This is a genomic window from Bradyrhizobium cedriense (genome assembly GCF_054602315.1).
This window is the reverse complement of record NZ_JBTSWB010000009.1, coordinates 46,476-70,880: the sequence shown is the minus strand read 5'-3', so window position 1 is coordinate 70,880 and position 24,405 is coordinate 46,476. Positions and strand designations below refer to the sequence as shown.

The window sequence follows — 24,405 nt, the reverse complement described above, 5'->3', positions numbered from 1 at the left end:
AACTCAAACCCAAAACGGTTATCCGACCCGCGTCGGACGCTGGGTTTCTTGCGGGTTGCGCCAATCGATTCCGGACAACAGGTAGCTCATCTGTGCCGGCGAGATCGTCACTGCTTCGCCTGCAACCGATGGCCAGATGAACCTTCCTCTCTCTTTTTGGTAACAAGCATGCTCCCTGGCCATCGTGCCAGATCACCTTCACAAGATCGCTTCGGCGACCGCGGAAGACGAACAGATGACCGCTGAGCGGGTCCTTGCGCAGCACCTCCTGCACCTGGAGTGCCAACGACGGAAAGCCTCGGCGCATGTCCGTGTAGCCTGTCGCGAGCCACACTCGCGCGCCCGTCGGAACCGGGATCATCGGCGTACCAAAGCATCGAGAACGCGACGTAGCGCGTCTCCATCAACGTCGCCATCGACCCGGATGCGGTGTCCGCTACCAAGATCAATCTCGATGATGCCCACGTTCTTCCGTCGACGCGCCGCCGTCGTCGTCAATGGCGCTTCGGCCACCTCCCGCGGCGGCATAGACGGCCCAATCTCGACCGGCACGAACGGCGCTATACTCGCTTCACCGTGCTTGCAAAGCTCTTTGCGCCACCTGAACAGCTGGCTCACATGAAGGCCGGCCATGCGAGCCACCTCGGAAACACTGGCTCCGGGCTCGAGCGATGCTGCAACAAGCCGTTCCTTCTCATCCTGCGACCACCGGCGCCGCCGCTCGACCGATGTGATCACCTCCGCCCTCGAAATCGTCATAGCGCTTCTCCTAGGATTACCCCTAGGACCTGCAGCCCTCGCGTCCCTCAAACAAGACGGCCCTCAACGGAGGAATACCTTGCTCCCGCGCGAGAGCTGCGGATAAATGAGGTCGGTCGGCGCATTCTGTCGGAGATTTCCCGACGCTAGCCAGTGCTCGGTACTGGCTAACCGAGCCAAAGACTTTTCGACTTAACTTAGCTATTTGGGCTCAGCGCGCTGCTAGACCGGGCATCTCATGCTGAAAATCCGATCACGGAAACCAGCCACAAAGTCCGCGAGACCCGGTTCAGGTGGGTTGTCAGATGATCTGGCTCCCGGGTTCCTGAGAACCGGCCAGCGATCGGTCGAGCGTCGTTGACGATGAATGTGCTCGCCTAATCTTTTGACCTTTCAGAGCACGTCGCTTCATCATTGCGGTCAGTTCTTCGGTTTTCGAACCACTGCGTGTTCTGACGGGCAACGTGTCGGCCTCGGTAGCCGATTGGTCGTTCGTGTCTGCTTGTTTCATCTATCTTCTCCAACGAACAGGCCTTATGTCATTTTGGTGTGGGCAGTCGAATCTCGGCTCACTCGAGCATGCTAAGGAAACAGCCCACGCGTTTCCTTTGCACGACGTACGCGCTCCACGCCGATAGCCATAGCGGCGGTGCGGTTGGACACATTGTCACTCCTGCTTCGCGCCAACACGCGCTCAAAGGCGTGATCCAACACTTGATACTCCCGTCGCACTACCTCTCGCTCCTCCCAGAACAAACGCTGGAGGTCTTGCACCCACTCGGAGTAGCTTACAACCACACCTCCAGAATTGCACAAAATATCGGGGATGAGAAAGATTTCTTCCTGACGCGTTTCCAGAATTCGATCGGCTTCTGGTGTGGTGGGACCATTCGCGCCCTCCGCGAGTATGCGACAGCGCAGCTTGCCAGCCAGTTTCGCGTCGATGACCCGCTCGACTGCAGCGGGAACAAGTATGTCGCAAGGAATAGCTAGCATTTCGGCCGTGTCCCACACGAGTTCGTTGGAGTAACCGTCCAAGCTGCCTCGTGACGCCACGTGCCCAATTAGCTGCGGGATATCGAGACCGGCGGGTCGGTAGAGCCAGCCCGTGTGATCGCTCGCCGCGATCACCTTGACACCCATATTGTGCAACTCTTGTGCGGCAATCGAACCGACATTTCCGAACCCTTGAACAACCGCTGTGGTGCCATCGATCCTGATCTTGAGCTTATCCGCGACACGGGCCACCAAATGAGCGACGCCTCTCCCAGTAGCTTCGCAACGTCCTAGCGTTCCACCGGCGCTGACTGGCTTGCCGGTCACAATCTCAGCGACTGTTTGCCCTTGATGCATAGAGTACGTATCCATGAACCAGGCCATAGTCCGCTCGTTCGTTCCCATGTCGGGCGCCATGACTTCTGTATGCGGCCCAACAAAAGGGATCATTTCCTGCATGTATCGACGCGGAAGCGCTTCGAGTTCGCGCTTCGACAAGGCCGATGCTCGACATTGATACCGCCTTAGCAGCCGTAGGGAAGTCCGACGAGGGCACACTTCCAGCTCATCCAGATTGCTAGCGCCGCAACCTCGCCAAGATCGACGCTGGTGGCAAACCGTGTACCACCTTTAGTCGGGCCAAGGGTGAGGTGATGCTGTACGCGATAACCTTCAAAAACCGCCGTCGTGCCATGGTCACAGTGAATCGGACAGGAGACCGTGACGGTGCGGTTCGGCATCAATAGGCGCGCTCTCACGTCTTCCGGTATGCATAGGTAGTCCGCGATCACCTCGAACTGCCTTGCGGCCATGTCAAACACTGGTCCACCGTATGCGGTCACGTTGGCTCCTTAAGTTGAATGCGAAACTATGTCGTTGCAATGAAGTCGCCTGGAATGCATCGCCGAGGACAGCCATACCAAATACGCTAAGCATTGCACGCTTTGCGGTGCCATCATTTTTCTTACGCTCACAATTTCGTTTCACCGTTCGTCGTGTGCCCGGTCTCCTCGACTAACATAAGCCAATCGGCCGGACAAAAGCGCGCAATCACCAGAGCCGAGGAGCTATCTCGTTCCGCGCGAGAGTACGCGCAATCACGAATTAGGTCCTCTGCGTTGCTTTGAAATAGCGATCTATAGAACGGCGTCTTGTTGACGATCCCATTTTGGGCCTCACGGCGCGAAATCCCCAGGGAGGAATGAGGCTTTGAAAGTGTCCTGCAGCGTGTCTGGTGTGAGAGGAGAAAGCCAAGGCAATCGCCCCAACCACCGCGCCCGACCGATTTCGCAAATTGCGCTCTCAGTTTGGGCATTTCGGTCGCCAACGAATGCAATCCCGAGCATGCTAAGGTGACCCTTTCGAAGGGCCTCGATCGACAGCAGCGACTGATTGATCATGCTGAGCGCTGTGGGCACATAAAGCACGACGGGAATTTGCCATCGCTCGAGGATATCGATGAAAACTGTGCCGCGATTTAGTGGCATCATCAGGCCGCCGGCGCCTTCGATTACTAACTGCCGTTCCCCGGCGTCGGGAACGCCAAGTAGATCAGGGTCGATGCGAACTCCGTCGATTTCGGCGGCATGATAAGGCGAGCCAAACGTTCGAAGGCCCTCCGGTACGACATGATCCGCTGAGAGGCGACCGAGCCGTGCGACGACTTGGCTATCGGTTTCCGTTTCGACGTGGGTTTGAACCGGCTTCCAATATTTTGCGTTGAAGAGATGTGCGAGCCCAGCAGAAAAAACCGTTTTTCCGATCCCGGCATCAGTCGCTGTCACCACAATCCTGCGTGTCATCGAGTTCCCCCTGTCGCCCGCACAATGAGCGCCTCAAACATTGCACGCGCCATCGCTATCATACGTTGATCACTCTTAGACTAAGAATTATCCAATTATTCAGTGTCATCGCGTTGACGATCGGATCCTCCTGCAATCGCGACCTCTGCAGCCGAGGAGAATTGCATTGCAGACGGATTGTACCGGGATGTGAGAAGCGGGGCCAAGTTGCTCGGAAGCTGCGGCCGCTCGTTATCGCTTTCGTGTCATCATAAGAAAATCCCTCAAGTTGCGCGCAGAATGAAGTAGCGCGCCTTCACTTTGTCGAAACTGCTTGTGATGTGGAGTTCGAGCAGCGCCGACGACCACGTGCAACTTTGGCAACACGTAACAGCCGTATGGCTAGCTACTTGAACAATATTAGTCAAAGAGCAGAAGGCCTCCGGCGGGCATGCCGGAGGCCTTCTTGGAGGTCAAACTTAGATGTATAGAGCCTGTTCTTTTCTCCTTCTAGTTTGATAGAAACTCACCAAACGCGCTGAGCGCGCAGCAAGAGCGTTAGGCTGTTCTGATCTTTCAGCTCATAGACAGCGCCTGGCTTGGCGACACCAGATTGAGCCGGCAACGTCACAGTACTTCCGCCCGCGTATTTTTGGTCGAGCATGGTGTAAGCCAATTCACCCGAGAAGGTCAGGTTCTTGACTGGAGTCCAGCTCGTCTTCGTACCGACAACCGCATAATTGAAGTCGGGATTACAGCCTGCGGTGCCGCTTGAGAGCGCCAAGGTCGCGACGAAGGCGCCGCAGACGTAGCCCTTGGCCGTGTTGTTGTACCTTACCGCGGCCCACGCGCCATAGAGGCTGGTGCTCCAGTGTGGATCCCAGTTGTGGTTATAGGCACCATTCAAGCCATAGGTCGTCGTCAGCTGCTGGCCGGACCCAGTCACGAACACGGAGTCAGACAAGCCGGCGAGACCGACACTCTGGTAAGCGGTCGCGAGACCCGTGTTACCATAGATGGCAAACGTGGTTCCGGACATATAGTCTTCGAAATTGTAACGGCTTGCGCCGTTCGTATACACACCTTGCACGTTGATCGAGTCATTCGCGCCGGTCGGGATGTTCTTGATCGACAATCCCAACTGACCAGCCCAACCCCACTTGTCGCCCGGATGATCACTCGTCTCGGTCGCACCGTAATAGGCAGCATGATTGTCATGAGCGGCGAACGATGCCTGGAAGAGGCCCCAAGCCTGGTCGACACGAAGCATGGCCACGAGGTCTGGAGCTCGCGAGCCGCCGATGTCGTTGGCACCATAGGCGCCGGTGGCGAGACCTGCAGCTGTCGCGGCACTCACATTCCAGATGTTCGTCGTGTACGCCGCTACCTGATCCTGCGCAGAAAACGATGCAGTAATGCCCTGACCAAAATCGGCAGTATAGGTGAATTGATTCACAGGGTCCCAGCCGCCGCCGCCCGGCATTTCGAGAATGTTCCCTGGATACGAGGTCCAAGGTGTGCTGAACTGTGACTGCGCCTTACCGATGGTGAAGCCAGCGAACTGAATGAAGGCGTAGTAGACGCCAAGAAGACCACCGCCGATCTGAGAACCGGTCGATGTAGTGTAGGCCGTCCCGCCAGTACCAGAACCACTGTAGGCGCCCGTGGTCCAGGTAAAGGCCAACTCAGCGAATGTACGGAGCACGCCGTATTCAGTCGCGGTGCGTGTATCGATATCGATGGATTGACGAGAGCGCGTGCTGTAGTAGTCGCTCAGCCGGTTGTGAGCACCACCTACGCCATTGTCGGCCGGGTCATAATGGTAGCTGGTATTCAGCGCGGTTTCGGCGCGCAGATAACCTGAAAGCCTGATACACGTGTCAGTGCCCGGAATGTAGTAGAATCCAGCTCCATAGAGGGAGCAGACCTTCACATACTCGATCGCCTTTGCTTTGACGGGCAGATCAGCAGCTTGCGCTCCCCCTACAGCAATCAGACCCGCGGCCGAACCGAGCAAAAGGCTCTTCGCCAACTTCATAGTAGTCCTCCGAATTGTTTCACCTCAAAGGTGGCCACTCACGCTCTCGCAGAGACCAGCCACCTTCGCCCCCAATCATTCTCGACCTGCAGGGCCTTCCTCGAACGCAAACTGATAGATCGAACCAGCAAGCGTCGCGGTGCGGATCATCCGTCACTCGCATGATTAAGTTGACAGACTGCGCTAATTATCGGTGAACAAACTTTGTACGGAACGGACCGATCCGCGCTGCACTTTGAAAGGTGTGTTGCAATCGCGTCAGATCGGTACGAATCGTACAGGAAACAACGATGCAGTTGCGGATGTTTCTGTTCTTGCGCCTCGACGACACTGGTCAATGACCAGATTGTTTCCCCATTTGGCGCCCGCCAAGCGAGCGCTTTGGTGGAGATCCATAAATAACGTGAGTCCGACAAGATCGTGACCTAGGTAGTCAACGATCCAGATGCGCCTCGCGGCAAGCAGGCTGCTAGTTTGCGGGCCGGTCAGGTCTGGGCGCATAAACGTTTCTGGAAGTGGGCACGAACGATCGTAGAAGTCCTGCTTGTCTGACGCAGACTGATGGGCGTAGTCTTGCCGATATGAACGCTCGCGGGCGCCAATCATCTGAAGACAACAGCTCTGGCAAGCCAACCGCTCATGTCGGCTTTCTGCTCATTCCTGATTTCGCATTGCTCTCTTACGCATCAGTAGTGGAGCCGCTGCGCGCTGCGAACCGTCTGTCTGGCCAATCGCTCTATCGCTGGAGCCATATCTCCATCGACGGAGAGGCCGCTGCAGCCTCCAACGGAGTACGAATTCAAACGGAGTTTTGCGTCGGGACGGACACGCATTTCGATTATGTGTTTGTCTGCGCCGGTGGCAATCCCGCCTTGTTTCAACACCCGCCGACCTTCTCATGGCTGAGGCAACTCGCGCGGCGCAGCGTCAAGATAGCCGGGGTGTCGGGAGGGCCTTACATTCTCGCGCGGGCGAATTTGCTCACTGGTTATCGGTTCACGATCCACTGGGAGCACGCGCCAGCTTTCGTCGAGGACTATCCCGAACTCGATCTGCGACGCTCTCTTTACGAAATCGATCGCGATCGACTGACATCGAGCGGTGGTGCTGCACCGCTTGACATGATGCATGCGATGATCGCTCGCGAACATGGCACTGCATTGGCGATGGGTGTTAGCGAGTGGTTTTTGCAGACACATGTTCGGGAAGGGACAGGTCCTCAGCGAATGCCATTAAGGGAGCGTCTCGGGATCGCCCATGCCCCCCTGCTCCGCGTGGTCGGCCGGATGGAGCAAACGGTGGAAGATCCGGTATCCCGAGAGGAACTGGCGCGGCTTGCCGGCGTCTCTCTGCGACATCTCGAACGGCTCTTCCGTCAGCATCTCGGTTGCTCGCTCGGCGAGCACTATCTCACGATAAGGCTCGATCGTGCTCGCGATCTGGTCCGCCAAACTAGCCTTTCTGTACTTGAAATCGCGCTGGCCTGCGGCTTTACGAGTGCAAGCCACTTCTCTCGCACTTATCGCGCGCGCTTCGGCCAGGCACCGCGGACACAGCGATTGCGCGAGATAGATGACAGGCGGCGTTAATTCATTAGGATTAAACCGAGCAGCGAAACTCAGTCAGGCTCTGCTTGATCACCACATAGGCATTCCGGCGACGCCCACTAAGCGCGGTTTTGATCGCACCTTCTTGCGGTTGGTGAGATAGGCGAGATTCACGATCTCTTTGAAGGGATCGGCTCGGATCTATGCTTGACCATACACTTAAGTCGGACGTGACGACGGGCCGCCTGGAAGTGGTCACGGAGACGGGACGACGCCGTTGGCTCTCCAAGGATAACAAGGCCCAGATTGTCGAGGAGACGCTGACCCTAGGCGCGGCAAGATCAATTTTGAGCGGCGGTCTAAGCCGACGACTAGCACCGCTGGTCTATTCGACCGCTCTACTTGAGTTTGTCAAAAATGAAAGGCGTCATGCGCTAGAAATATATAATAGCGCTACGCAATATATCGTGATATTGTCTACAACGGGAATGCGCTGGATCAGCGTGGCCCATCGCCCGCGCATCCAGCGAATGACTTCGCCGCCGCGTGCAGATCAGGGAGTGAGATCGAAGGGAGGTCGCCAAGGTGCAAGGGAGCTGCCTAGTCGTTGGCGCCCTCCGCTGCTGCGGATAACTACAGCGTTGGTTTCAGTCTTTCGACCGTGAGGCACCGCGTGCGCGGCTTGTTTCGTGCGTCTAGACAGAGAGCCTTAAACGAAAGAAAAAGGGGCAGTTATGAGGAAACGTAATTCCGCAGTTTCTCGTCGCCACTTCCTGGCAGGGGTAGCAGGTGCACTTGCGGCCCCGAAGGTGATGGGGCTTTCGCGCGCGGTCGCCAAGTCTAATTCCATCACGTTCGCCACTTATGGCGGGACTTATCAAGAGATTCTGGTAGAGACCGTGATCAATCCCTTCACCAAGGAAACGGAGATCGGGGTCAACATCGTCGCCGCGCCGGACCTGGCAAAAATCAAGGCTCAATTGCTGACGGGCAACGTCGAATGGGATGTTGCTGACAGGGCAAGCGCAGAAGCTGCTGCTGGCTCGAAGCAGGGCTTGTGGGAGACGCTGGATCACTCGATGTTTGACCTGGCGGATATGGCGATCCCACCGAGAAACGACTATGTCCCGTTCGCCATATATGCCGGCGGCATAGCATGGAATCCGAAGCAATTCGGCGCCGGAAAGCATCCGACTAACTTTCCCGAGTTTTTCGATCAAAAGAAGTTCCCGGGCCGTCGAGCTTTCTTTAAATACGCTCCGGAAACGCTAAGCTTGGCGCTTCTCGCAGATGGCGTGGCGCCGAAGGACGTCTATCCCCTTGATCTCGATCGTGCCTTCAAGGCGCTCGACCGGATGAAGCCGAGCATTGCTAAGTGGGCATCTGCGTCTACTGAATTGGTTACTCTTGCGCAGTCAGGCGAAGTCGATTTCACCTACACTTACAGCAATCGCGTCAAGGCGACCAATGAGGGGGGCAGCGCGACACCCTTGGCTTTCTCCTTTGAACAGACGCTGTTCGACACCGAAGGCCTTGCAGTGCTCAAGGGCGCGCCGAACAAGGAGGGCGCGCTGAAATTCGTCGCTTTCTTTCTGCGCCCAGAAGTTCAAGCGCGGGTGATGGATCGACTCGGATACGTGCCTGTGTCCAAGAAAGCCGCGCCCATGTTGTCCGCCGAGGCTCGTAAGTGGCAACCAGATCTGAGCAACCCAAACTGCCTCTTTATCGACGCCGAGTATTGGGCGCATAACTTTGACACGGTATCCCGTCGTTTCATGGAATGGTGGCTCGCTGGCTGAGACCGAGATAAGCGTTCGGTCTCGCAACCGCCGCCAGTTGGCCAAGTTCGGTTTTTCAAATACGCCTACCGAGTTTCATCATAACGTTAAGGCGTTCCAGGCTTTGCTGGACGCCGGATCATCGCGACTTGCGGGAGAGCCTATGTCGCCACAATGCGAGCCGCCCGCGTCTGCAACGATGGAACTGTTGGGCGAGCCCATACATGTGCACATCTGAGCGGTAACAAGTTGTCTCTTCACGCGTATCAAGTCGACGAGGTGTATGACGGCGGTGTGGGATGCTTGTAGGCGCTATAAACAGTTTTAACAGCACACGATCCGCTGATCCGCCGAGGCAAACCGAGATCCGCTCCTCGGCGGATTCAAACCAGCCGCAGTTTTTACAAAGCTAACCTAGACCTCTTGAAACAAGGCGGCGAATGCTCACTGCACCTTGGCGGATCGGCATCGATATCGGCGGTACCTTCACTGATGTCGTTGCAATAGATACCAATGGCCAAATTCAAGTCATCAAGTCACCGTCCATGCCAGACGATCCCATAGCTGGCATAATGGCGGGCCTTAATGCTCTCGCGCGGCGGATTGGGCTGACCAGCAAGCAACTGCTTGCTGACTGCTCAATGCTCGTGCATGGCGCGACAATTGCAACAAACACTGTCCTTGAGAGTAAGGGCGCCGGGGTTGGACTCCTCACGACCAAGGGATTTCGCGATAGCCTTGAAATCCGCCGTGGCTTCCGGGAGGACCCTTGGAACCATCGCCCTCCTTTTCCCCGTGTGCTTGTGCCGCGTCGTTGGCGTTTGCCAGCGGGCGGACGAGTGGACAAGGACGGCGTAGAGCTTGCCGCTTTGGAGGAGGGGGACGTCCGGGCCGCGTCGGCGGCATTTCGGGCGGCTGGCATTGAGTGCGTTGCCGTGTGTTTTCTTCATAGCTATGCCAACGGCGCGCACGAGCATCGGGCGAAGGAAATCCTTCTGGAGGACTGGGGTAGGGATACAATCTTTTGCTCCCATGAAATCTCACCTTACGCCGGTGAGTATGGCCGCACGTCCTCAACTGTCCTCGCCGCCTACGTGTCGCAGCGTGTCGTTCCTTATTTGCGATCTTTAGAGGGTATTCTGCGCCACAACGAGCTGCATGGCCCTCTGCTCCTAATGCAAAGCAATGGTGGTATGGCGTCAGTAGACGAAATCGCCAGCAATCCCGCCTGCTTACTTCTTTCAGGACCCGCGGCCCAGGTCGGCGCCCTAAAACATGTTGCGGCTATGACGGGAAGCGACAACCTGATCTCTCTGGAGATGGGCGGTACGAGTTGCGACCTTGCCTTGATGGAACGTGGCCGCGTTCATTCGACAGACCGCATTGATATCGCGGGATACTGTGCCCTTGTGCCGAGCGTGGACATTCATTCTGTGAGTGCCGGGGGCGGCAGCATTGCGCGGCTCGGTGCTGGCGGAATGGTGAAACTGGGGCCTGAAGGCGCCGGATCAGTGCCGGGCCCGGTGTGCTATCGACGGGGTGGAGAGGATCCAACGAACACGGATGCTCAGCTGGTCCTTGGCAGGCTCGCTCCAGGGCCGTTCGCCGGCGGCACGCTAGATCTTGACGATCGAGCGGCTCGGCGGGCGCTTCAGCGTGTCTTTGGTGATACCATTGGACTAGCGCCAGAAGCGGCTGCGCTCGGGATTATCGACTTGATGGATCAGAACTTACGCAATGCCGTTGAGCATGTAAGTGCGGAGCGTGGCTTCGATGTTCGAGACTTCACGCTGGTTGCTGTGGGCGGGGCGGGTGCATTGCACGCGACAACTGTGGCGCGAGGCCTCGGCTGCTCAACGGTATATATCCCGCGGCTCGCCGGCGTTTTTTGCGCGTTTGGCATGCTCAATTCAGATGTTCGTCTGGATGTGGTCCGACCGATCCGGCGCCTCTTCGATCAGAACGCACTCGCACATTTCGAGGATGTCGCCCGTGAGCTAGAGGCGAAGGTTCATGCACGCCTTATGGCGTACGGTGACACCGGAAGCGGGCCGCTCTTCAACCGCCACATCGATCTCAACTATTTGGATCAGCAATCTCAGCTCTCCGTAGAATGGAGGGACAACAATATCGAAAACATCGTCGCAGAATACGAAGAGCGCTACAGGGTTCTGTATGGTCATACTCACGAGCACTCTCCCGTGATGACGTGTGCGCTGCGTATAAGTGGCTCCCGACATTTTCCTGGTGTTTCGATCCAGAAAGTTCCGGGTCATTGCTACGTCCCTGCAGCAACAGGACAGCGTCGCGTCGTTGTAAGCCGCGATATTGGAGCCGTCGACGTGAATGTCTATGACGGCGCCGATCTCAGGCCAGGCGCGCGCCTTGTTGGGCCGGCAATTATAAATGATGTGACCACGACGGTATTCATTAGACTGGGCGAGAAATTGGAAGTTGATAGTTCGAACAACCTTGTTGTTCGGCTTCAAGTCCCTGCTCGAGGAGAAGCGGCATGAGGCTGGTGGATCCGATCAGCTTGGCTCTAGGCCAGAAGCAGCTCGATCATATTTGCCGAACAATGGGCTGGGTTACCATGGGGACGGCGCGAAGCCCGATCTTCAGCCAGTCTCACGACTTCTCGTGCTTCATTGGAAGCGGCCGCGGAAACGTTATCGCGCAAGCTGATGGTGTGCCAGCTCATACCGGTGGCGGCAGGGCAGCGCTGTCACGGCTGCTTGAAACCTTCGCAGACCGTATTCATCCCGGCGATTGCTTCTTAGCTAACGATCCGTATGTCGCTGGTGGCAATCATTTGCCCGACTTCACGATTATGCGACCGGTGTTCCTGAATGGAGTGCTGGTTGCGTTCACCTGCAACCGTGGACACCAGTCGGATATAGGAGGCGGTGCTGCGGGAACATACAATTGCAAGGCGGAGGAGATATTTCACGAGGGCCTGCGCATTCCAACCATAAAGCTCGTCTCGCAGGGCGAGGTGCAGGATGATATTTGGCGGTTGATCCTGCTGAACTCCAGAGCTCCCGACCTGCTCGACGGTGATCTCCGCGCTATGCTAGGGTCGACCGAGATCGGCGCCAAACGCCTCCAAGACATGGCTACCCGGATGGGGGCCGAAGGATTGGGCCGCTTGTTCGAGTCTCTTCTCGATTGGGGAGAGGAGTGTTTTGTCGATGCAATACGCAAGCTGAAGCCGGGGACTTACAATGGCGAGGACTTTCTCGATCACGATTGCTTCGACCCCATAGATGCCCGGATCAAGGTTGCGATCACTGTTGGCGCGGATGATCTTTTCGTCGACTTTGCGGGAACGAGTCCTCAGGTGCGCGGCTTCAAAAACGCCCCACTGGAGGGCACACTAACATCGGTGCTTATGGCGCTGATCGCCTTCCTCGGCGGGCACATTCCGCGCAACGACGGTATCTTCCGTCGCGTTCGCATCGAGGCCCCCGAGGGATCACTCGTGAACGCAAAGGCGCCCGCGCCGGTAACAGCCTACGTGATGCAACAGATCGTACACGCGATCTGGAAGGCCTTGAGCCCCGCCGATCCCGAATTGAGCTGTGCAGGCTGGAGCCGAATCTCAGATTGCAACACGTCAGGGACAGACGGCAATGGAAGATACTACGTCGCCTATCAATGGATTTCGCAACCTGGGACGGGCGCGGTCAAAGGCCGAGATGGATTCAATGTCATGGGAATGCTGCCCACGCTGGGTGGCCTCGCGCTACCAGATGTCGAGGATTTCGAGACGAGCTATCCTTTCTTGGTGGAACGTCAGGAGCTCGTCGCGGATGGCGGTGGCGCGGGTCGGTATCGAGGCGGGACGGGCGCAATAGCAACAATCCATGTCAAGTACCCCGCCGAGTACTCATACCGTGGCGACGCTAATGGCAAGCCAACATCGTTTGGGGTGCTCGGCGGACGTGCTGGAGGCACAGGGAGCTATTCGATCAGCTTCGAGGATGGGGTGGCGTATATCCCGCCTCGATTCGGCGTTGAGCGACTCCCTCCGTTAAGGCTGACGATCAAAACGGGCGGCGGCGGGGGTTATGGCTCGCCGCTTGACCGACGTCCGGAAGACGTTCGAGATGATGTTCTCGATGGAGTGGTCACTTGCGAGAGAGCGGAAGCGGACTACGGGGTCATTTTGACAAACACCGATTTTGAGATTGACAAAGAGGCAACGCAAGCTCGCCGTGAAAAGCTAAGAACATTGGAAGCACGTCAGGAACACGGCTGTCGCGACTAAATGTCGGACAGGTGACACGTGTATCGTCAGCGGATCGGGTCGGCGCCTGCGTGGTAGCACTCGATCCCATTATTGAGGCCCTCCGGATCCACGTCATGAGCGCGGAACGCATCCACGCCGACGATACGACGGTGCCGGTACTGGCCAAGCTGAAGACGGTGACCGGCCGGATCTGGACCTATGTTCGCGATGACCGGCCGTTTGGCGGCACGGATCCGCCGGCGGCCCTGTTCTATTACTCGCGCAACCGGGCTGGAGAGCACCCGCGAAGCCATCTTGCCGGCTATGTGGGCCTGATGCAGGCCGATGCCTTTGATGGATATAACCAGCTCTACAAGGCCCAAAGGAAGCCGGCTCCAATCCTTGAAGCGGCCTGCTGGAGCCATGGCCGAAGAAAGTTCTTTGATCTGGCGAAGTCTGGAGAGGCGCCGATTGCCAGCGAGGCCGTCCGGCGCATCGATATCCTGTTCGAGATCGAGCGCTCCATCAACGGCAAAACGCCGGAACAGCGACTTGCGGTGCGTCGTGAAAAGTCCGCGCCGATCGTTGCTGATCTCGAGATCTGGATGCGCAAGCAGCGGACGTTGCTCTCCTCAGGCAACGATACTGCAAAGGCGATCAACTACCTGCTCAACGGCTGGCCGGCGTTTACCCGCTTCCTGGACGACGGACGCGTCTGCCTCTCGAACAACGCTGCCGAACGAGCGCTACGCGGCGTGGCTATCGGAAGACGAAATTGGACCTTCGCCGGTTCAGATGCTGGCGGCAATCGTGCCGCCGCCGTCTATACCCTGATCGAAACCTGCCTATGCCGCGCGCGGCATAGGCAGGTTTATGCCGCCCGCCGAACTATGCCGAGTTGGGTCGTTTTCCCCAGATTTCTGGCTGACCGGCGTTTGGTCGGTTCGGCATAGTTCGTTCTGTGCCTCCGCTGTCAACAGCGGAGAACAGGAAGATGGAAGTTGAAGAGTACTTGGGCAGAAGCCGGCTGTACCGGCGTCTCAGAAGCGGGTCGCACGGACGGCTCGTCGAGTGTTACGCCGTTCGTCTCGTCGAAGAGAGGCTCGTTCGGCACGGAGCGTGGCGTTGCCTCAACGTAGTTGGCGGGCTCCTGAGTTGGATCGCGGGCCGTCGCTATAAGCTGATTGATCTCGATGAGCAGGTCGTTGAGCGGTACCTCCGACATCGAGGCGGGAGGCAGTCTATCCAACCCGGTGACCGGGCAGCGCTCAAGCGATGGTTGTCGGTGCTGCACGAGGAAGGCGCAATCGCGCCGTTGGTGCTACCGCCTCTCACCCCGCACGAACGGATCTTCAAGGAGTTCGATGCCTACCTGCGATCAGAGCGCGGCTTGGCCCCGAGGTCCATCGTCCGCCATCTCCCGGTCATCCGCAGGTTTTTGCACGAGGTGTGCTCCGGCGGCGCTGCCGCCCTGTGCAAGATCAACCAAGAGGACGTGATCCGCTACATTGAGCGCCACGCCCAGGATTGGAGCCCGGGAACAGGCAAGGCGATGCGCTGGTCGTTGCGCGCCTTTCTCCGTTACCTCCACCATCGGGGGCTGAACGCGCGCGCGTTGGCGGATTGCGTTCCATCGATGCGGCGATGGAAGCTCGCAACTCTGCCGACCTATCTGCCTGCCGCACAGGTGCGGAAGGCTCTCGATGGTTGCGACCGAAAGACGGTGATCGGACGGCGCGACTACGCCATTCTGTTGTTGCTTGCCAAGCTTGGCCTGCGGGCCGACGAGGTCGCGACGCTCACGCTCGATGATATCGACTGGCGGGCCAGCGAGATACTCGTTCGCGCCAAGGGCCGACAGCGTGCACGGATGCCGATACCGCCAGATGTTGGCGCGGCCATCGTTGCATATCTGCGCAGTGGCCGCCCAAAGTCGTCGTGCCGACGGTTGTTCGTCCGCACACTCGCGCCGCACATCGGGTTTGCTTCCGGATGTGCGATCACCATGATCGCCAAGGCCGCCCTCGATCGCGTTGGAATCGAAGGTTGCGCACACCGCGGCGCCCATATCTTCCGACACAGTCTCGCTACCGAGCTTCTCCGATCTGGCGCGACCTTGTCGGAGATCGGACAGTTGCTGCGGCACGAGAACCACGACACTACCCGGATTTACGCGAAGGTCGACATCGATGCGTTGAGAACATTGAGCCTGCCTTGGCCGGGAGGTGCGCAATGACCAATCTGCGCGCCGCATTCGATAAGTACCTGAGCATGCGCAAGGGGTTTGGATACAAGTACGAGCACCAGACCCGTCGGCTCGCCGACTTCGTCGCCTTCATGGAGAAACGCAAAGCCAGGATCATCACGACGAAGCTGGCAATGGAATGGGCAACGCTGCCGCCCGATCGTCATGCATCCTGGGCGCTGCGATTGAGCGACGTGCGCGGGTTCGCGCGCCATGTCGCCAACTTCGATCCCAGAACGGAGGTGCCGCCCGTCGGCATGCTGCCCGGATGGAAGCGCGCCAAGCCCTATGTCTACAGCGACGCGGAGATCGATGCGTTGCTGACGGCAGCGCTGGCTCTGCCGCCAGCGGGCGGACTGCGCCGATGGACCTACCATACCCTGTTCGGGCTGATCGCGGTGACGGGCATGCGTATATCCGAGGCGATGGGCCTGGAGCGTGATGACGTCGACCTCGACGCCGGCGTGCTGACGGTCCGGCTGACCAAGTTCGGCAAGTCGCGGCTCGTGCCATTGCATCCGACAACGACAACCGCGTTGCGCGACTACGCCCACAGGCGCGACGCGATGCTCGGATCACGCTGCGGCTCGACCTTCTTCGTTGCCGAACGGGGAGGCCGCTTGCTGCACCAGTACGTTCATCGCGTCTTCTGGCGCTTGTCGAGAGAGATTGGGCTGCGGCGCCCAGGTGATCATACCGGGCCACGCGTGCACGACTTCCGTCATCGCTTCGCCATCCGGACGCTGCTCGACTGGTATCGCGAAGGCAAGGACGTCGAGCAACAACTCCCAGTGCTCTCCACTTACCTCGGCCACGCCTGCGTGCGCGATACTTACTGGTATCTCTCGGCCTGCCCCGAGTTGATGGAAGAAGCGGCGCGGCGCCTCGATCGGCGGTGGGAGGTGACGTCATGAAGCCCGCCTGCAATGTCGCCACATTGATCGAGCGCTTCTTCACCGAGCGTCTCATGCGCCAGCGCAATGTTAGCGCCAACACGATCGCCTCCTACAGGGACACGTTCCGGCTGCTGTTCATGTTCGCACAGGTGCAGCTGCGGAAGCCCCCATCGGCCCTGACGCTCACCGATTTGGACGCAGCGTTCATCGGCGCGTTCCTAACCGATCTCGAAGTAAAGCGCGGCGCCAGCGCGAAGACGCGTAACCTGCGTCTGACCGCCATCCGATCCTTCTTCACGTTCGTGTCCTTCGAGGAGCCGGCACACAGTGCGCTGATCCAGCGCGTGCTCGCCATACCGAGCAAGTGCCACGATAAGCGACAGGTGCACTTCCTGACGCGCCCCGAGATCGAGGCGGTTCTCGCGGCACCCGATCGAACGACGTGGCTTGGCCGCCGCGATCACACCTTGCTGCTGGTCGCGGCCCAGACGGGCTTACGCCTCTCCGAGCTGACTGGCCTTGACCGGGATGCCGTCCACCTCGGGTCTGGCGCACACGTACGATGCGTCGGTAAAGGGCGGAAGGAGCGGACCACTCCGCTGACCACACTCGCTCGGTGCGCGCTCCAGGCATGGCTCAAGGAACCGTTACGGAGAGGAGCAACAGCGTTGTTCCCCAACGTGCACGGGGGCCGGCTCAGTGCCGACAGCGTCCAGTCGCTCCTGGGAAAGCATGTTCGCGTCGCCCACAAGAGTTGCCCGTCTTTGAAGGCCAAGAGCGTGTCACCGCACGTGCTGAGGCACAGCGCTGCGATGGAACTGCTGCAAGCCGGCGTCGACTGCTCCGTGATCGCGCTGTGGCTCGGTCATGAATCGGTCGAGACGACGCAGACGTACCTGCACGCCCACCTCGCCCTCAAGGAAGCTGCCCTGGCGAAGCTCAAGCCGTACGAGCGCGGCAAGCGAACCCGCTTCCAACCGAACGACCGCCTGCTCGCCTTTCTGGAGGCGCTCTGAACGACCGGACTATGCCGAATGGAATGGGGCTGCCCTGCACGCGATCGACGGTGCCAGCGTGACAACGGCGTGCCATACCAAACCCGTTCGGCATAGTTCGGCGGGCGGCATAAACCTGCAAGATGAACGACGTTGATCCGCAAGCCTGGCTCGCTGACGTGCTGGCCAGGCTTCCGGATTACCCCATCAACAGAGTCGCCGACCTGCTCCCGTGGATTTGGAACGCGGACCGAAGGTCCAAAGCGGCTGCCGCCTAAGCGCTACGGCAGACCGGCGCGCCTGGCCGGGGTGCTGGCCGGATGCGTACGCTTGGCATCGGTCGGGAAGGTGATGGCCTTCGGCTGCACGGTGGTATCGACCGTGACCCGCTTGAGGTCCTGGCCGCGTAACGCACCGGCCTCGTGCGCCACCCGCAAGCTCTCGGCCAGCAACAGCTCCAGCTTGTCGCCGAGCCGCTTGCGCCAATGGCTCAGGTCCGAGCGCTCGTGCGGGAATGCGTGCTGAAAGAACTCTTCGCCGGTGAAGTACTGGAAATATGGGTCGTGGACTTAGCGCTCGCACACCCCCTCATCGGACAGCCCGTAAATGTGCTTGAGCAGCAACAGCCCGATCATGAAGCGGGTCGCGATCCCGGGCCGACCGTTCTCGCTATAGAGCGGCGCGATCTCACCGTCGATCCAGTCCCAATCGACCTTGCCGGCGAGCTGAACCAGCTCGTGCTTCATATTGATGATCTGGTCCAGCCTGGCCCGGAACAGATCGTTCGATCCCGTCGTCCTGTGCTTCTTCGGTCGCATCGCCACCTCCGATGCGACGACGGAATCATGACTGACGATTCGACGGAATCCCGAAAATGAAATTGCAAGGTTCCGATGTTCGAAGCTTCAAAACCCTGCAATCGCAAAACAGTCAACAACGACAAATGCGATTCCAGCTCAATCGCTTAGCCGCTCTTCACGGACGACTTGTTAGGTTTGATTGCAATTGACGAGCGAGTTCGTCACTGCGGCGTCGCGAAAGGCCAAGAGCGCCCAGCAGGGCATCCCCAATCGAATCTTGCGTACCTACATTTCCAAGACGATGTAGTCATTCTCAATGGAGATAGGAAATGTCTCTGCGACGAACGGTCCCTTTTCAAGCTCGGAGCCGGACTGAACTTTGACATCGTAAGCTTTCGTCTTCACCGAATCCGGACTGCAGTATGATTGCCCCGAGCGAATATCAAACTCCCAGCCGTGCCAGGGGCATTTGATGATTTCTCCCGGTCGTGAGTAGTTGAAGCAGCCCGGTCCATCCGACCGAAGCAAGCCTGTAAGCAATCCCTGGCTCAGACGTGCTCCCGAGTGAGGACACCGGTCAAGCAGCGCGAAAAATTGTCCGTTGCGATTGAAAACAACGACCGGACGGCCTCTCACCGTTGTAGCCAGCCGGCCACCATCCGGAATATCGCCTACGGCCGCAATAACATGCTTAGGCATCGCGCCGCTCCAGTCCGTACAATTTGGCTGCGTTCGAGAAGTAGATTTTGCGTCGCTCCACCTCTGAAAGGGCGCACTTGAACGCATGACTGGGATCGTCCCAATCCCAGTGTGGATAATCCGATGCGAACAGTAATCGATCCCAACCGAACCAGGATATTACATCGCGGAGGTCTTTCGCCCTCTCGGGCTCATCCATGGGCTGAGTCGTTAGATAGATGGCCCGTTTGACGTATTCCGACGGCGGCATCTTGACATGCGGGACCTCATCGCGCATGCGGGCCCATTGACGATCCGCGCGCCAGCACCAAGCGTTGATCCACGCGAATCCGCCCTCAACGAGTACCACTTTGAGTGTTGGAAAGTGCTCGAGAGCACCCTCGAAAACCAAGCTTGTGAGAAGCTCACGATGCTGAAAGGTTGTCGTGTGGTGATGCTCTTCGTAAAAGGAGGGCCAACCCATTCCGCCGGGCACGCCGCTCTCGCCGTTGGTGTGAAGTCCTAGGGGCAGATTGTGTCGCACGGCCGCTTCAAAAATGGGCCAGTAGCGTTTGCGGCCCAGGGCTTCGGTGACGCGGACAGCCATGCAAACCTGAACAAAGTCCGCCTTGCCGGCCCAACGCTCAATCTCTGCTACCGCGCCTTGCGCATCTTCGCCATTGACGACCAAGCTGGCTCTTAGCCGCCGATCTTTTTGTGTCCACTCATTGTACTGCCAATCATTGACGGCACTGCACAGCGCCGTTCCGAAGTCCAGATTTCGGTCCATCATCCCCATTGGGTGCAATAGGAACAGGATGCCATACTCGACCCCGCAGGGATCTAGATATTGTTCTTGCATGAACGACAATGAAGATCCAGGCGGGCCGCCTTCCGGTGGCCAAGCGTCTCGCCTGGAAAGGGCCGGCGTTGCCTTCGGATATCTAGGGGCCTCGGTCCACGGTTGGCGATAGCGCACTCCGAAGTTGTCGAGATGCGTCCGCCATCGCTGACTGAGGTAAGGATATAAATCCTTGTACGATCGGAGCGACGGATGCATATCGCAATCAATAATCTGTTGCTTGATCTTTCCGGTCGTTTCGAAAGCACCGCGATCGACTGGTTTGTTCATCGTTGAACCTCCTGCAGGCGAGGGTAGGTCTTTAAGGGATTATCGACACAGATCTTCTGGGCGAGCGCAGCCGAAATGCCTCCAGGCAACGCTCGAATGCCATCGAAATGGTAGTGCGGGTAATCGGTCGAAAAGAGAATCATCTCATCAGATTGGAGTTGGTCGAACACGCGTTCAAAGACCCCTGGGGCAAGAGGCGCGTCGGTTGGCTGGAGCGTAAAACGAAAGTTCTGGCGAATGATCTCGGTGGGCGACTTGTCGACCCACGGAGTCTCGAACCGGAGACCACGCCAGGATTTCAGGGCGCGCCACAAGAAGTGAGGGAGCCATAAAAATCCTGCTTCCGAACAGACGAATCGCAGCTCTGGAAATCTGGTGAATACCCCTTGAGTGATGATGTTTAGTATCTGCGACTGAAAGATATTCGGATGATCAACGTATTCGGCCACGAAGTATGATTGCCACCCAAGAGATGATGGTGCCTGTCGGTAATTGCTGCCGCAATGGATCGCTATCGGCAATTTATACTTGTTTGCCGCCTCGTAAATCGGCCAGTAGAATTGTCTTCCGAGCGGCAGTTCATTAGCGGCCAGCATGAGAACCTGGACAAAACGCCCGTTCGGCGCCAACCTTTCGATCTCCTGAGCAGCGGCAGCAGGATTCTGGGGCGAAACGACGATTGATGCGTGGAGACGCTTGTCGTATGGCAGCCACTCTTTGGCAATCCACTCGTTTAGAGCCCTCGTAAAGGCAACCGCCATTCCCTCATCGCCAATGGATTGGACGCCAAACAGCGGGTTTAAGATCGCAGCCCGCGTCCGAAACGGCGCGACTGCGTGCTTGATCAAATCCTCCGGTCGCGAGCCGGGCAATCCATGTTCTGGCCGCCAGTCTGACCGGCACAAGGCTGGAGCATGGGGAGGAAAGCTGGAGCTATCAAGACCGTCGCGCTCCATTCCGCGTTCGACAACTTGCCTCCTCCAATGTTCATCCATGTATGGAAGGAGGGACCCTAAATTGGGTACTGCAGGATGAACATCGCAGTCTATGCAGCCGACATCAGGGACACTTTCCCCATCCGAAAAAGCAACAGTGTAGTCGATGCGCTCAGATTCCATGTTGACCACAGCCTCCCGTAAATTTTCGCACTTCATGCCTTAAGGCACAAAGACCTCAAGCTGTTCCCCGCGAACGCGAGTCTCAAACACCCTTAAATCGCAAGTCGCAGGATCACCAAGAGCTTGACCTGTCCTGACGTCGAATTGGCCTGCATGCAAAGGGCATTCAATAATGCCGTCCTCGAACCATCCGTCGGTCAATATCGCAAAGGCGTGCGTGCAAACGTTGTCGGTGGCGAAGTATTGGCCCTCGACATTATAGATTGCGATTCGCAGGTCGCCGACTTCGACGCCGGCCATCTTTCCCGACGCCAAATTCGCTAAAGGCGAAACCGCTACCCACTTACCGGCGGGCCGATTTCCAGATGACACTTCCGAAGGCGGCGGGTTCCGGGATGAATCTGTGTTCATAGCATCCAGTTTGAGTCAGCGATTTATTGCAAAGACGGATCTTTTGCTCGAAACGGCAAGATCCGGAACGCAGATTTGCTCGCACAGCCGGGCCAAACAATGCGCAGATTTAGATCAAGAAGATCAGTACAACCAGCTGATTAGCTGAAGTTCAGCCGAAGTTATCGGCCTCAGTTATGTAGCGGCCGATCCACTTGAGTTGGGCTTCACTGGCAAGGTCCCATGGATAAGACAGATTTAGCGCGAGGAAATTTCGAAACGATCCATTCAGGGAAAAAAGAGGCCCGGGAAGAACGGTTACGTCGCGACCGATTGCAGCTTTTGCCAGCTCGATGCTATCGACCGCGGCAGGCAATCGAACCCAGCAAAAATAGCCGCCATCCGGTCGCGAGACCGAGCACGATTCGGGAAAGTTCTGGCTGATGACGCTTAGGCCACGTCGTACGCGCTCCGCTAATCTGTCCCGCAGGCGTCGAAGGTGTCGATCATAGCTATGATGGCTCATATAAGATGTGACTGCAGAGAAGAGCGCAAAATCGACCGACGGCTGATAAACCGTCGACATATATTCTCGAATCCTTGCTCGATATCGGTCACTAACAAGCCAACCCAAGCCGTAGCGTTGTCCGATTGTCTCTCCGAAGCTTACGTACTGTACCACGTAACCATCTTCATCGAAGTACTTCAGCGATCGATGATGTCGATCATTGAAGTGCAGCCCTGAATAGACGGTCATTTCCAATACTGGGACTTTAAGCTTAGTCGCGACGTCAACGATTCGACGCAGTGTTTCCTCTTTGTAGGAAACGCCAGTGGGAATATGGTGCCGCGGCATAAGCACACATGCATTGACATCATTGTGCGACATCAAGTGCTCAAACTGAGCTGGATCGATACCTGTCTCCGGATGCGAGTAGAGCTCAATTGCCTTTAGTCGCCGTCGCTTCATTGCGCTGTACAGCGGAGGGTACGACGGAGTTTCTACCAGGACGACGTCGTCTGGTTCTGTGATAGCCGATAGGCCGAGCTCCAGGGCTGCTTGAGTATCCTTAGTCAGAAGGACATCGTCCGGATGTACCATTTCGCCACGCATAAATGCGCGTTTGCATATTATTTCATGCAGGCGCGCATAGTCGGAGACGGCAGGCGCTTTCAACGGGCGGTGCACTTCTTCTCTAAGAGCCCTTAAGTAGCGAGCGGTAACGTCCTTTGTGGGCAAGAGATCAGGGCTGATATGTAACGAGCCGAAACCGTGCAGGTTGCGCCGCTGCCAGGCTTCGAACAGTTCCTGCAGTGAGGTGTCAACTCCAGGTGACTTGATTGTGTGGTCATCTAACAATTGTCCAGGGGATAGGACCGGCAACCGTTGACCTTCCGCCACGTAGTATCCGGATCTCGACGTTGACCGGATAAGCCCTTCGCTTTCCAGTAAACCGTATGAATGCTGGACGGTAATCGGACTGACGCGGCACTGAGCGCTCATTTGTCGAATGGATGGCAGACGGTCTCCCGGCTTGAGCACTCCCATGTCCAGCCATTCACGCACGAGGCGAACTACCTCCTCGTATCGGTACATTACAAAAGCCTCGAAATTGTTCCTATCGGTTTTTTGATTAACTGCGCCTGCTGTGACACTCGCAGATCTGCTCTGGTGCTGCAAGGCACCATATCGGAGGCGACAACGTGAGAAGACATGTCATCGTGGGGGCAGGTCTGGCAGGTCATCGGGCGGCGCTCGCTCTTCGGAGTCACTCGAGGGATGATCAAATTATCCTGCTGGGAGATGAAATCCATCGACCCTATGATCGTCCACCACTGAGCAAAGAGTTCTTGCTCAGCGGTCTCGACGGAACGAGACCATTCCTAAGCAAAGAGACCGATTATGAAGCGCTCGGCGTCGAATATCTGTCTGGCACGTTTGTGACAACGATTAATCGTGGTAATAGGACGGTTCATTCTTCTGATGGACGCGCCTACCCGTATGATTGCCTCTTGCTCGCGACTGGTTCGCGCCCGCGCCGGCTTGATGGGTTCGAGCCGTCCTCGCGCATATGCTACCTTCGATCTTTGGAAGACGCGATCCATCTGAGAGCAGCTCTGGCCGCCGGGTCAAAGCGGGTCGCCGTAATCGGCGGCGGCTTCGTAGGGTTGGAGGTTGCGTCCGTTGCAGCCAAAGTCGGATGTCGAGTGACGATCATCGAGGCTGGCAATCGCATATTGGCACGATCGATGCCGCCATATGTAAGTAATTGCGTGCAAAAGCTTCATGAACAAAATGGAGTCGAGTTTCTGCTCGGCCAAAAGCCAATTCGCGCCGATCATACGCCCAATAGTATCCTGGTCCAGTTCGCCAATACATCGATCGAAGTAGACCTGGTCGTCGTCGGGATTGGAATTCTGCCGAATGTTGAACTTGCCGTTGCAGCTGGGCTCGCGGTGCAAGACGGCATTGTAGTCGATCGTAGTTGCAGAACCAGTGACGAGGCGATCTTTGCTGCTGGGGAGGTGACAACGTACCCAGCCACGCCCGACGGACACATTGCACGGGTTGAGTCCTGGCGCGTTGCGTCCGAACAGCCGGCCGTGGCCGCGAGCACCATGGCTGGCGTGAGCGCATCTTATGACGAACTGCCTTGGCTTTGGTCGGATCAATATCACCTAAACCTACAGTCGGTCGGGCTTCCCAATCGAGGGAACACGCACCTTATCGTCGAGGGAAAAGATCAGAACGGTTGGACCTTGATCTCCGCTGACGAAAATGGCTCGTTCCAGGGCGCAGTCGCGATGAATCGTGGTAGAGACATTACGCTGATCAAGAGAATGATGAGCCGTGGCGTGAGACTGGCCAGAGAGATGTTTCCGGACGCCAGTTTTCTTGATCTTCCTGCAACATGATCGGGCTGGCCACGATTAGGTAGACGATAGGTGTTTTTCCGCTCTTGGTGCCGGGTTGGCCGGCCATCCCAACTCAAAGATGGAATTTCTTGATACCCCGGCAGT

General features: G+C 57.5%; 17 protein-coding genes and 5 pseudogenes. 10 read left to right on the top strand and 12 right to left on the bottom strand.

What is annotated here, in order from left to right:
- Window positions 1-18: 18 nt before the first annotated feature.
- The 6 genes and pseudogenes from tnpB to ACYCVF_RS30910 form a co-directional block, all read right to left on the bottom strand.
- Window positions 19-361 (bottom strand): annotated as a pseudogene (tnpB, locus tag ACYCVF_RS30935) (IS66 family insertion sequence element accessory protein TnpB).
- On the bottom strand, window positions 358-759 hold the full coding sequence (gene tnpA / locus ACYCVF_RS30930; protein WP_459606869.1) for an IS66-like element accessory protein TnpA: 402 nt from the start codon (window positions 757-759) through the stop codon (window positions 358-360). The pseudogene tnpB and the gene tnpA overlap by 4 nt, the downstream one beginning before the upstream one ends.
- A 301-nt stretch (window positions 760-1,060) precedes the next feature.
- Window positions 1,061-1,270 carry a hypothetical protein gene (locus ACYCVF_RS30925; protein WP_459606868.1) on the bottom strand — a complete coding sequence of 70 codons (210 nt, stop codon included), beginning with the start codon at window positions 1,268-1,270 and terminating at the stop codon, window positions 1,061-1,063.
- A 71-nt stretch (window positions 1,271-1,341) separates the two neighbouring features.
- Window positions 1,342-2,597, bottom strand: a pseudogene (locus ACYCVF_RS30920) (Glu/Leu/Phe/Val family dehydrogenase).
- Between the two features lie 333 nt (window positions 2,598-2,930).
- Window positions 2,931-3,557, bottom strand: coding sequence for a dethiobiotin synthase (locus ACYCVF_RS30915; protein WP_459606867.1), 627 nt, complete (start codon window positions 3,555-3,557; stop codon window positions 2,931-2,933).
- A 505-nt stretch (window positions 3,558-4,062) separates the two neighbouring features.
- Window positions 4,063-5,574 (bottom strand): porin, encoded by a 1,512-nt coding sequence (locus ACYCVF_RS30910; RefSeq protein WP_459606866.1) that lies wholly within the window; start codon window positions 5,572-5,574, stop codon window positions 4,063-4,065.
- Window positions 5,575-6,155: 581 nt separating this feature from the next.
- Between ACYCVF_RS30910 and ACYCVF_RS30905 the strand changes: the two genes are divergently transcribed.
- The 9 genes and pseudogenes from ACYCVF_RS30905 to ACYCVF_RS30865 all read left to right on the top strand — a co-directional run.
- On the top strand, window positions 6,156-7,163 hold the full coding sequence (locus tag ACYCVF_RS30905) for a GlxA family transcriptional regulator (RefSeq protein ID WP_459606865.1): 1,008 nt from the start codon (window positions 6,156-6,158) through the stop codon (window positions 7,161-7,163).
- Between the two features lie 692 nt (window positions 7,164-7,855).
- A complete protein-coding gene (locus ACYCVF_RS30900) occupies window positions 7,856-8,920 on the top strand; it encodes an ABC transporter substrate-binding protein (protein WP_459606864.1) in 1,065 nt (354 codons plus the stop codon).
- 419 nt (window positions 8,921-9,339) lie between these two features.
- Window positions 9,340-11,415 carry a hydantoinase/oxoprolinase family protein gene (locus tag ACYCVF_RS30895; RefSeq protein ID WP_459606863.1) on the top strand — a complete coding sequence of 692 codons (2,076 nt, stop codon included), beginning with the start codon at window positions 9,340-9,342 and terminating at the stop codon, window positions 11,413-11,415.
- Window positions 11,412-13,169, top strand: coding sequence for a hydantoinase B/oxoprolinase family protein (locus ACYCVF_RS30890; protein ID WP_459606862.1), 1,758 nt, complete (start codon window positions 11,412-11,414; stop codon window positions 13,167-13,169). Before ACYCVF_RS30895 ends, ACYCVF_RS30890 begins: the two co-directional genes overlap by 4 nt.
- 29 nt (window positions 13,170-13,198) lie before the next feature.
- Window positions 13,199-14,011: pseudogene (gene tnpC, locus ACYCVF_RS30885) on the top strand (IS66 family transposase); the annotation flags it as partial.
- Window positions 14,012-14,415: 404 nt separating this feature from the next.
- A complete protein-coding gene (locus ACYCVF_RS30880) occupies window positions 14,416-15,366 on the top strand; it encodes a tyrosine-type recombinase/integrase (protein WP_459607009.1) in 951 nt (316 codons plus the stop codon).
- Entirely contained in the window at window positions 15,363-16,289 is a 927-nt protein-coding gene (locus ACYCVF_RS30875; protein WP_459606861.1) for a tyrosine-type recombinase/integrase, read from the top strand. The genes ACYCVF_RS30880 and ACYCVF_RS30875 overlap by 4 nt, the downstream gene beginning before the upstream one ends.
- The gene (locus tag ACYCVF_RS30870) at window positions 16,286-17,287 is read left to right on the top strand and encodes a tyrosine-type recombinase/integrase (protein ID WP_459606860.1); all 1,002 of its coding nucleotides are present in this window, start codon (window positions 16,286-16,288) and stop codon (window positions 17,285-17,287) included. The genes ACYCVF_RS30875 and ACYCVF_RS30870 overlap by 4 nt, the downstream gene beginning before the upstream one ends.
- A gap of 113 nt (window positions 17,288-17,400) precedes the next feature.
- Window positions 17,401-17,544 (top strand): annotated as a pseudogene (locus tag ACYCVF_RS30865) (transposase domain-containing protein); the annotation flags it as partial.
- A gap of 36 nt (window positions 17,545-17,580) precedes the next feature.
- On the opposite strand, the pseudogene ACYCVF_RS30860 reads toward ACYCVF_RS30865, so the two are convergent.
- The 6 genes and pseudogenes from ACYCVF_RS30860 to ACYCVF_RS30835 all read right to left on the bottom strand — a co-directional run.
- Window positions 17,581-18,084: pseudogene (locus ACYCVF_RS30860) on the bottom strand (transposase); the annotation flags it as partial.
- Between the two features lie 267 nt (window positions 18,085-18,351).
- On the bottom strand, window positions 18,352-18,765 hold the full coding sequence (locus tag ACYCVF_RS30855; protein WP_459606859.1) for a Rieske (2Fe-2S) protein: 414 nt from the start codon (window positions 18,763-18,765) through the stop codon (window positions 18,352-18,354).
- Entirely contained in the window at window positions 18,758-19,876 is a 1,119-nt protein-coding gene (locus ACYCVF_RS30850) for an amidohydrolase family protein (RefSeq protein ID WP_459606858.1), read from the bottom strand. The genes ACYCVF_RS30855 and ACYCVF_RS30850 overlap by 8 nt, the downstream gene beginning before the upstream one ends.
- Window positions 19,873-20,994 carry an amidohydrolase family protein gene (locus tag ACYCVF_RS30845; protein WP_459606857.1) on the bottom strand — a complete coding sequence of 374 codons (1,122 nt, stop codon included), beginning with the start codon at window positions 20,992-20,994 and terminating at the stop codon, window positions 19,873-19,875. Before ACYCVF_RS30845 ends, ACYCVF_RS30850 begins: the two co-directional genes overlap by 4 nt.
- 39 nt (window positions 20,995-21,033) lie before the next feature.
- Window positions 21,034-21,366, bottom strand: coding sequence for a non-heme iron oxygenase ferredoxin subunit (locus ACYCVF_RS30840; protein ID WP_459607007.1), 333 nt, complete (start codon window positions 21,364-21,366; stop codon window positions 21,034-21,036).
- Between the two features lie 190 nt (window positions 21,367-21,556).
- Window positions 21,557-22,981, bottom strand: coding sequence for an aminotransferase-like domain-containing protein (locus ACYCVF_RS30835; protein WP_459606856.1), 1,425 nt, complete (start codon window positions 22,979-22,981; stop codon window positions 21,557-21,559).
- Between the two features lie 107 nt (window positions 22,982-23,088).
- Between ACYCVF_RS30835 and ACYCVF_RS30830 the strand changes: the two genes are divergently transcribed.
- The gene (locus ACYCVF_RS30830; RefSeq protein WP_459606855.1) at window positions 23,089-24,300 is read left to right on the top strand and encodes an NAD(P)/FAD-dependent oxidoreductase; all 1,212 of its coding nucleotides are present in this window, start codon (window positions 23,089-23,091) and stop codon (window positions 24,298-24,300) included.
- Window positions 24,301-24,405: the final 105 nt, after the last annotated feature.

Excerpts from the sequence above, each read along its gene's own strand:
- ACYCVF_RS30875 (WP_459606861.1), top strand. The coding sequence starts at position 15,363 with ATGACCAATCTGCGCGCCGCATTCGATAAGTACCTGAGCATGCGCAAG.
- ACYCVF_RS30905 (WP_459606865.1), top strand. The coding sequence starts at position 6,156 with ATGAACGCTCGCGGGCGCCAATCATCTGAAGACAACAGCTCTGGCAAG.
- ACYCVF_RS30895 (WP_459606863.1), top strand. The coding sequence starts at position 9,340 with ATGCTCACTGCACCTTGGCGGATCGGCATCGATATCGGCGGTACCTTC.
- ACYCVF_RS30855 (WP_459606859.1), bottom strand. The coding sequence starts at position 18,765 with ATGCCTAAGCATGTTATTGCGGCCGTAGGCGATATTCCGGATGGTGGC.
- ACYCVF_RS30925 (WP_459606868.1), bottom strand. The coding sequence starts at position 1,270 with ATGAAACAAGCAGACACGAACGACCAATCGGCTACCGAGGCCGACACG.
- tnpA (WP_459606869.1), bottom strand. The coding sequence starts at position 759 with ATGACGATTTCGAGGGCGGAGGTGATCACATCGGTCGAGCGGCGGCGC.
- ACYCVF_RS30845 (WP_459606857.1), bottom strand. The coding sequence starts at position 20,994 with ATGGAATCTGAGCGCATCGACTACACTGTTGCTTTTTCGGATGGGGAA.
- ACYCVF_RS30890 (WP_459606862.1), top strand. The coding sequence starts at position 11,412 with ATGAGGCTGGTGGATCCGATCAGCTTGGCTCTAGGCCAGAAGCAGCTC.
- ACYCVF_RS30900 (WP_459606864.1), top strand. The coding sequence starts at position 7,856 with ATGAGGAAACGTAATTCCGCAGTTTCTCGTCGCCACTTCCTGGCAGGG.
- ACYCVF_RS30870 (WP_459606860.1), top strand. The coding sequence starts at position 16,286 with ATGAAGCCCGCCTGCAATGTCGCCACATTGATCGAGCGCTTCTTCACC.
- ACYCVF_RS30915 (WP_459606867.1), bottom strand. The coding sequence starts at position 3,557 with ATGACACGCAGGATTGTGGTGACAGCGACTGATGCCGGGATCGGAAAA.
- ACYCVF_RS30910 (WP_459606866.1), bottom strand. The coding sequence starts at position 5,574 with ATGAAGTTGGCGAAGAGCCTTTTGCTCGGTTCGGCCGCGGGTCTGATT.
- ACYCVF_RS30850 (WP_459606858.1), bottom strand. The coding sequence starts at position 19,876 with ATGAACAAACCAGTCGATCGCGGTGCTTTCGAAACGACCGGAAAGATC.
- ACYCVF_RS30835 (WP_459606856.1), bottom strand. The coding sequence starts at position 22,981 with ATGTACCGATACGAGGAGGTAGTTCGCCTCGTGCGTGAATGGCTGGAC.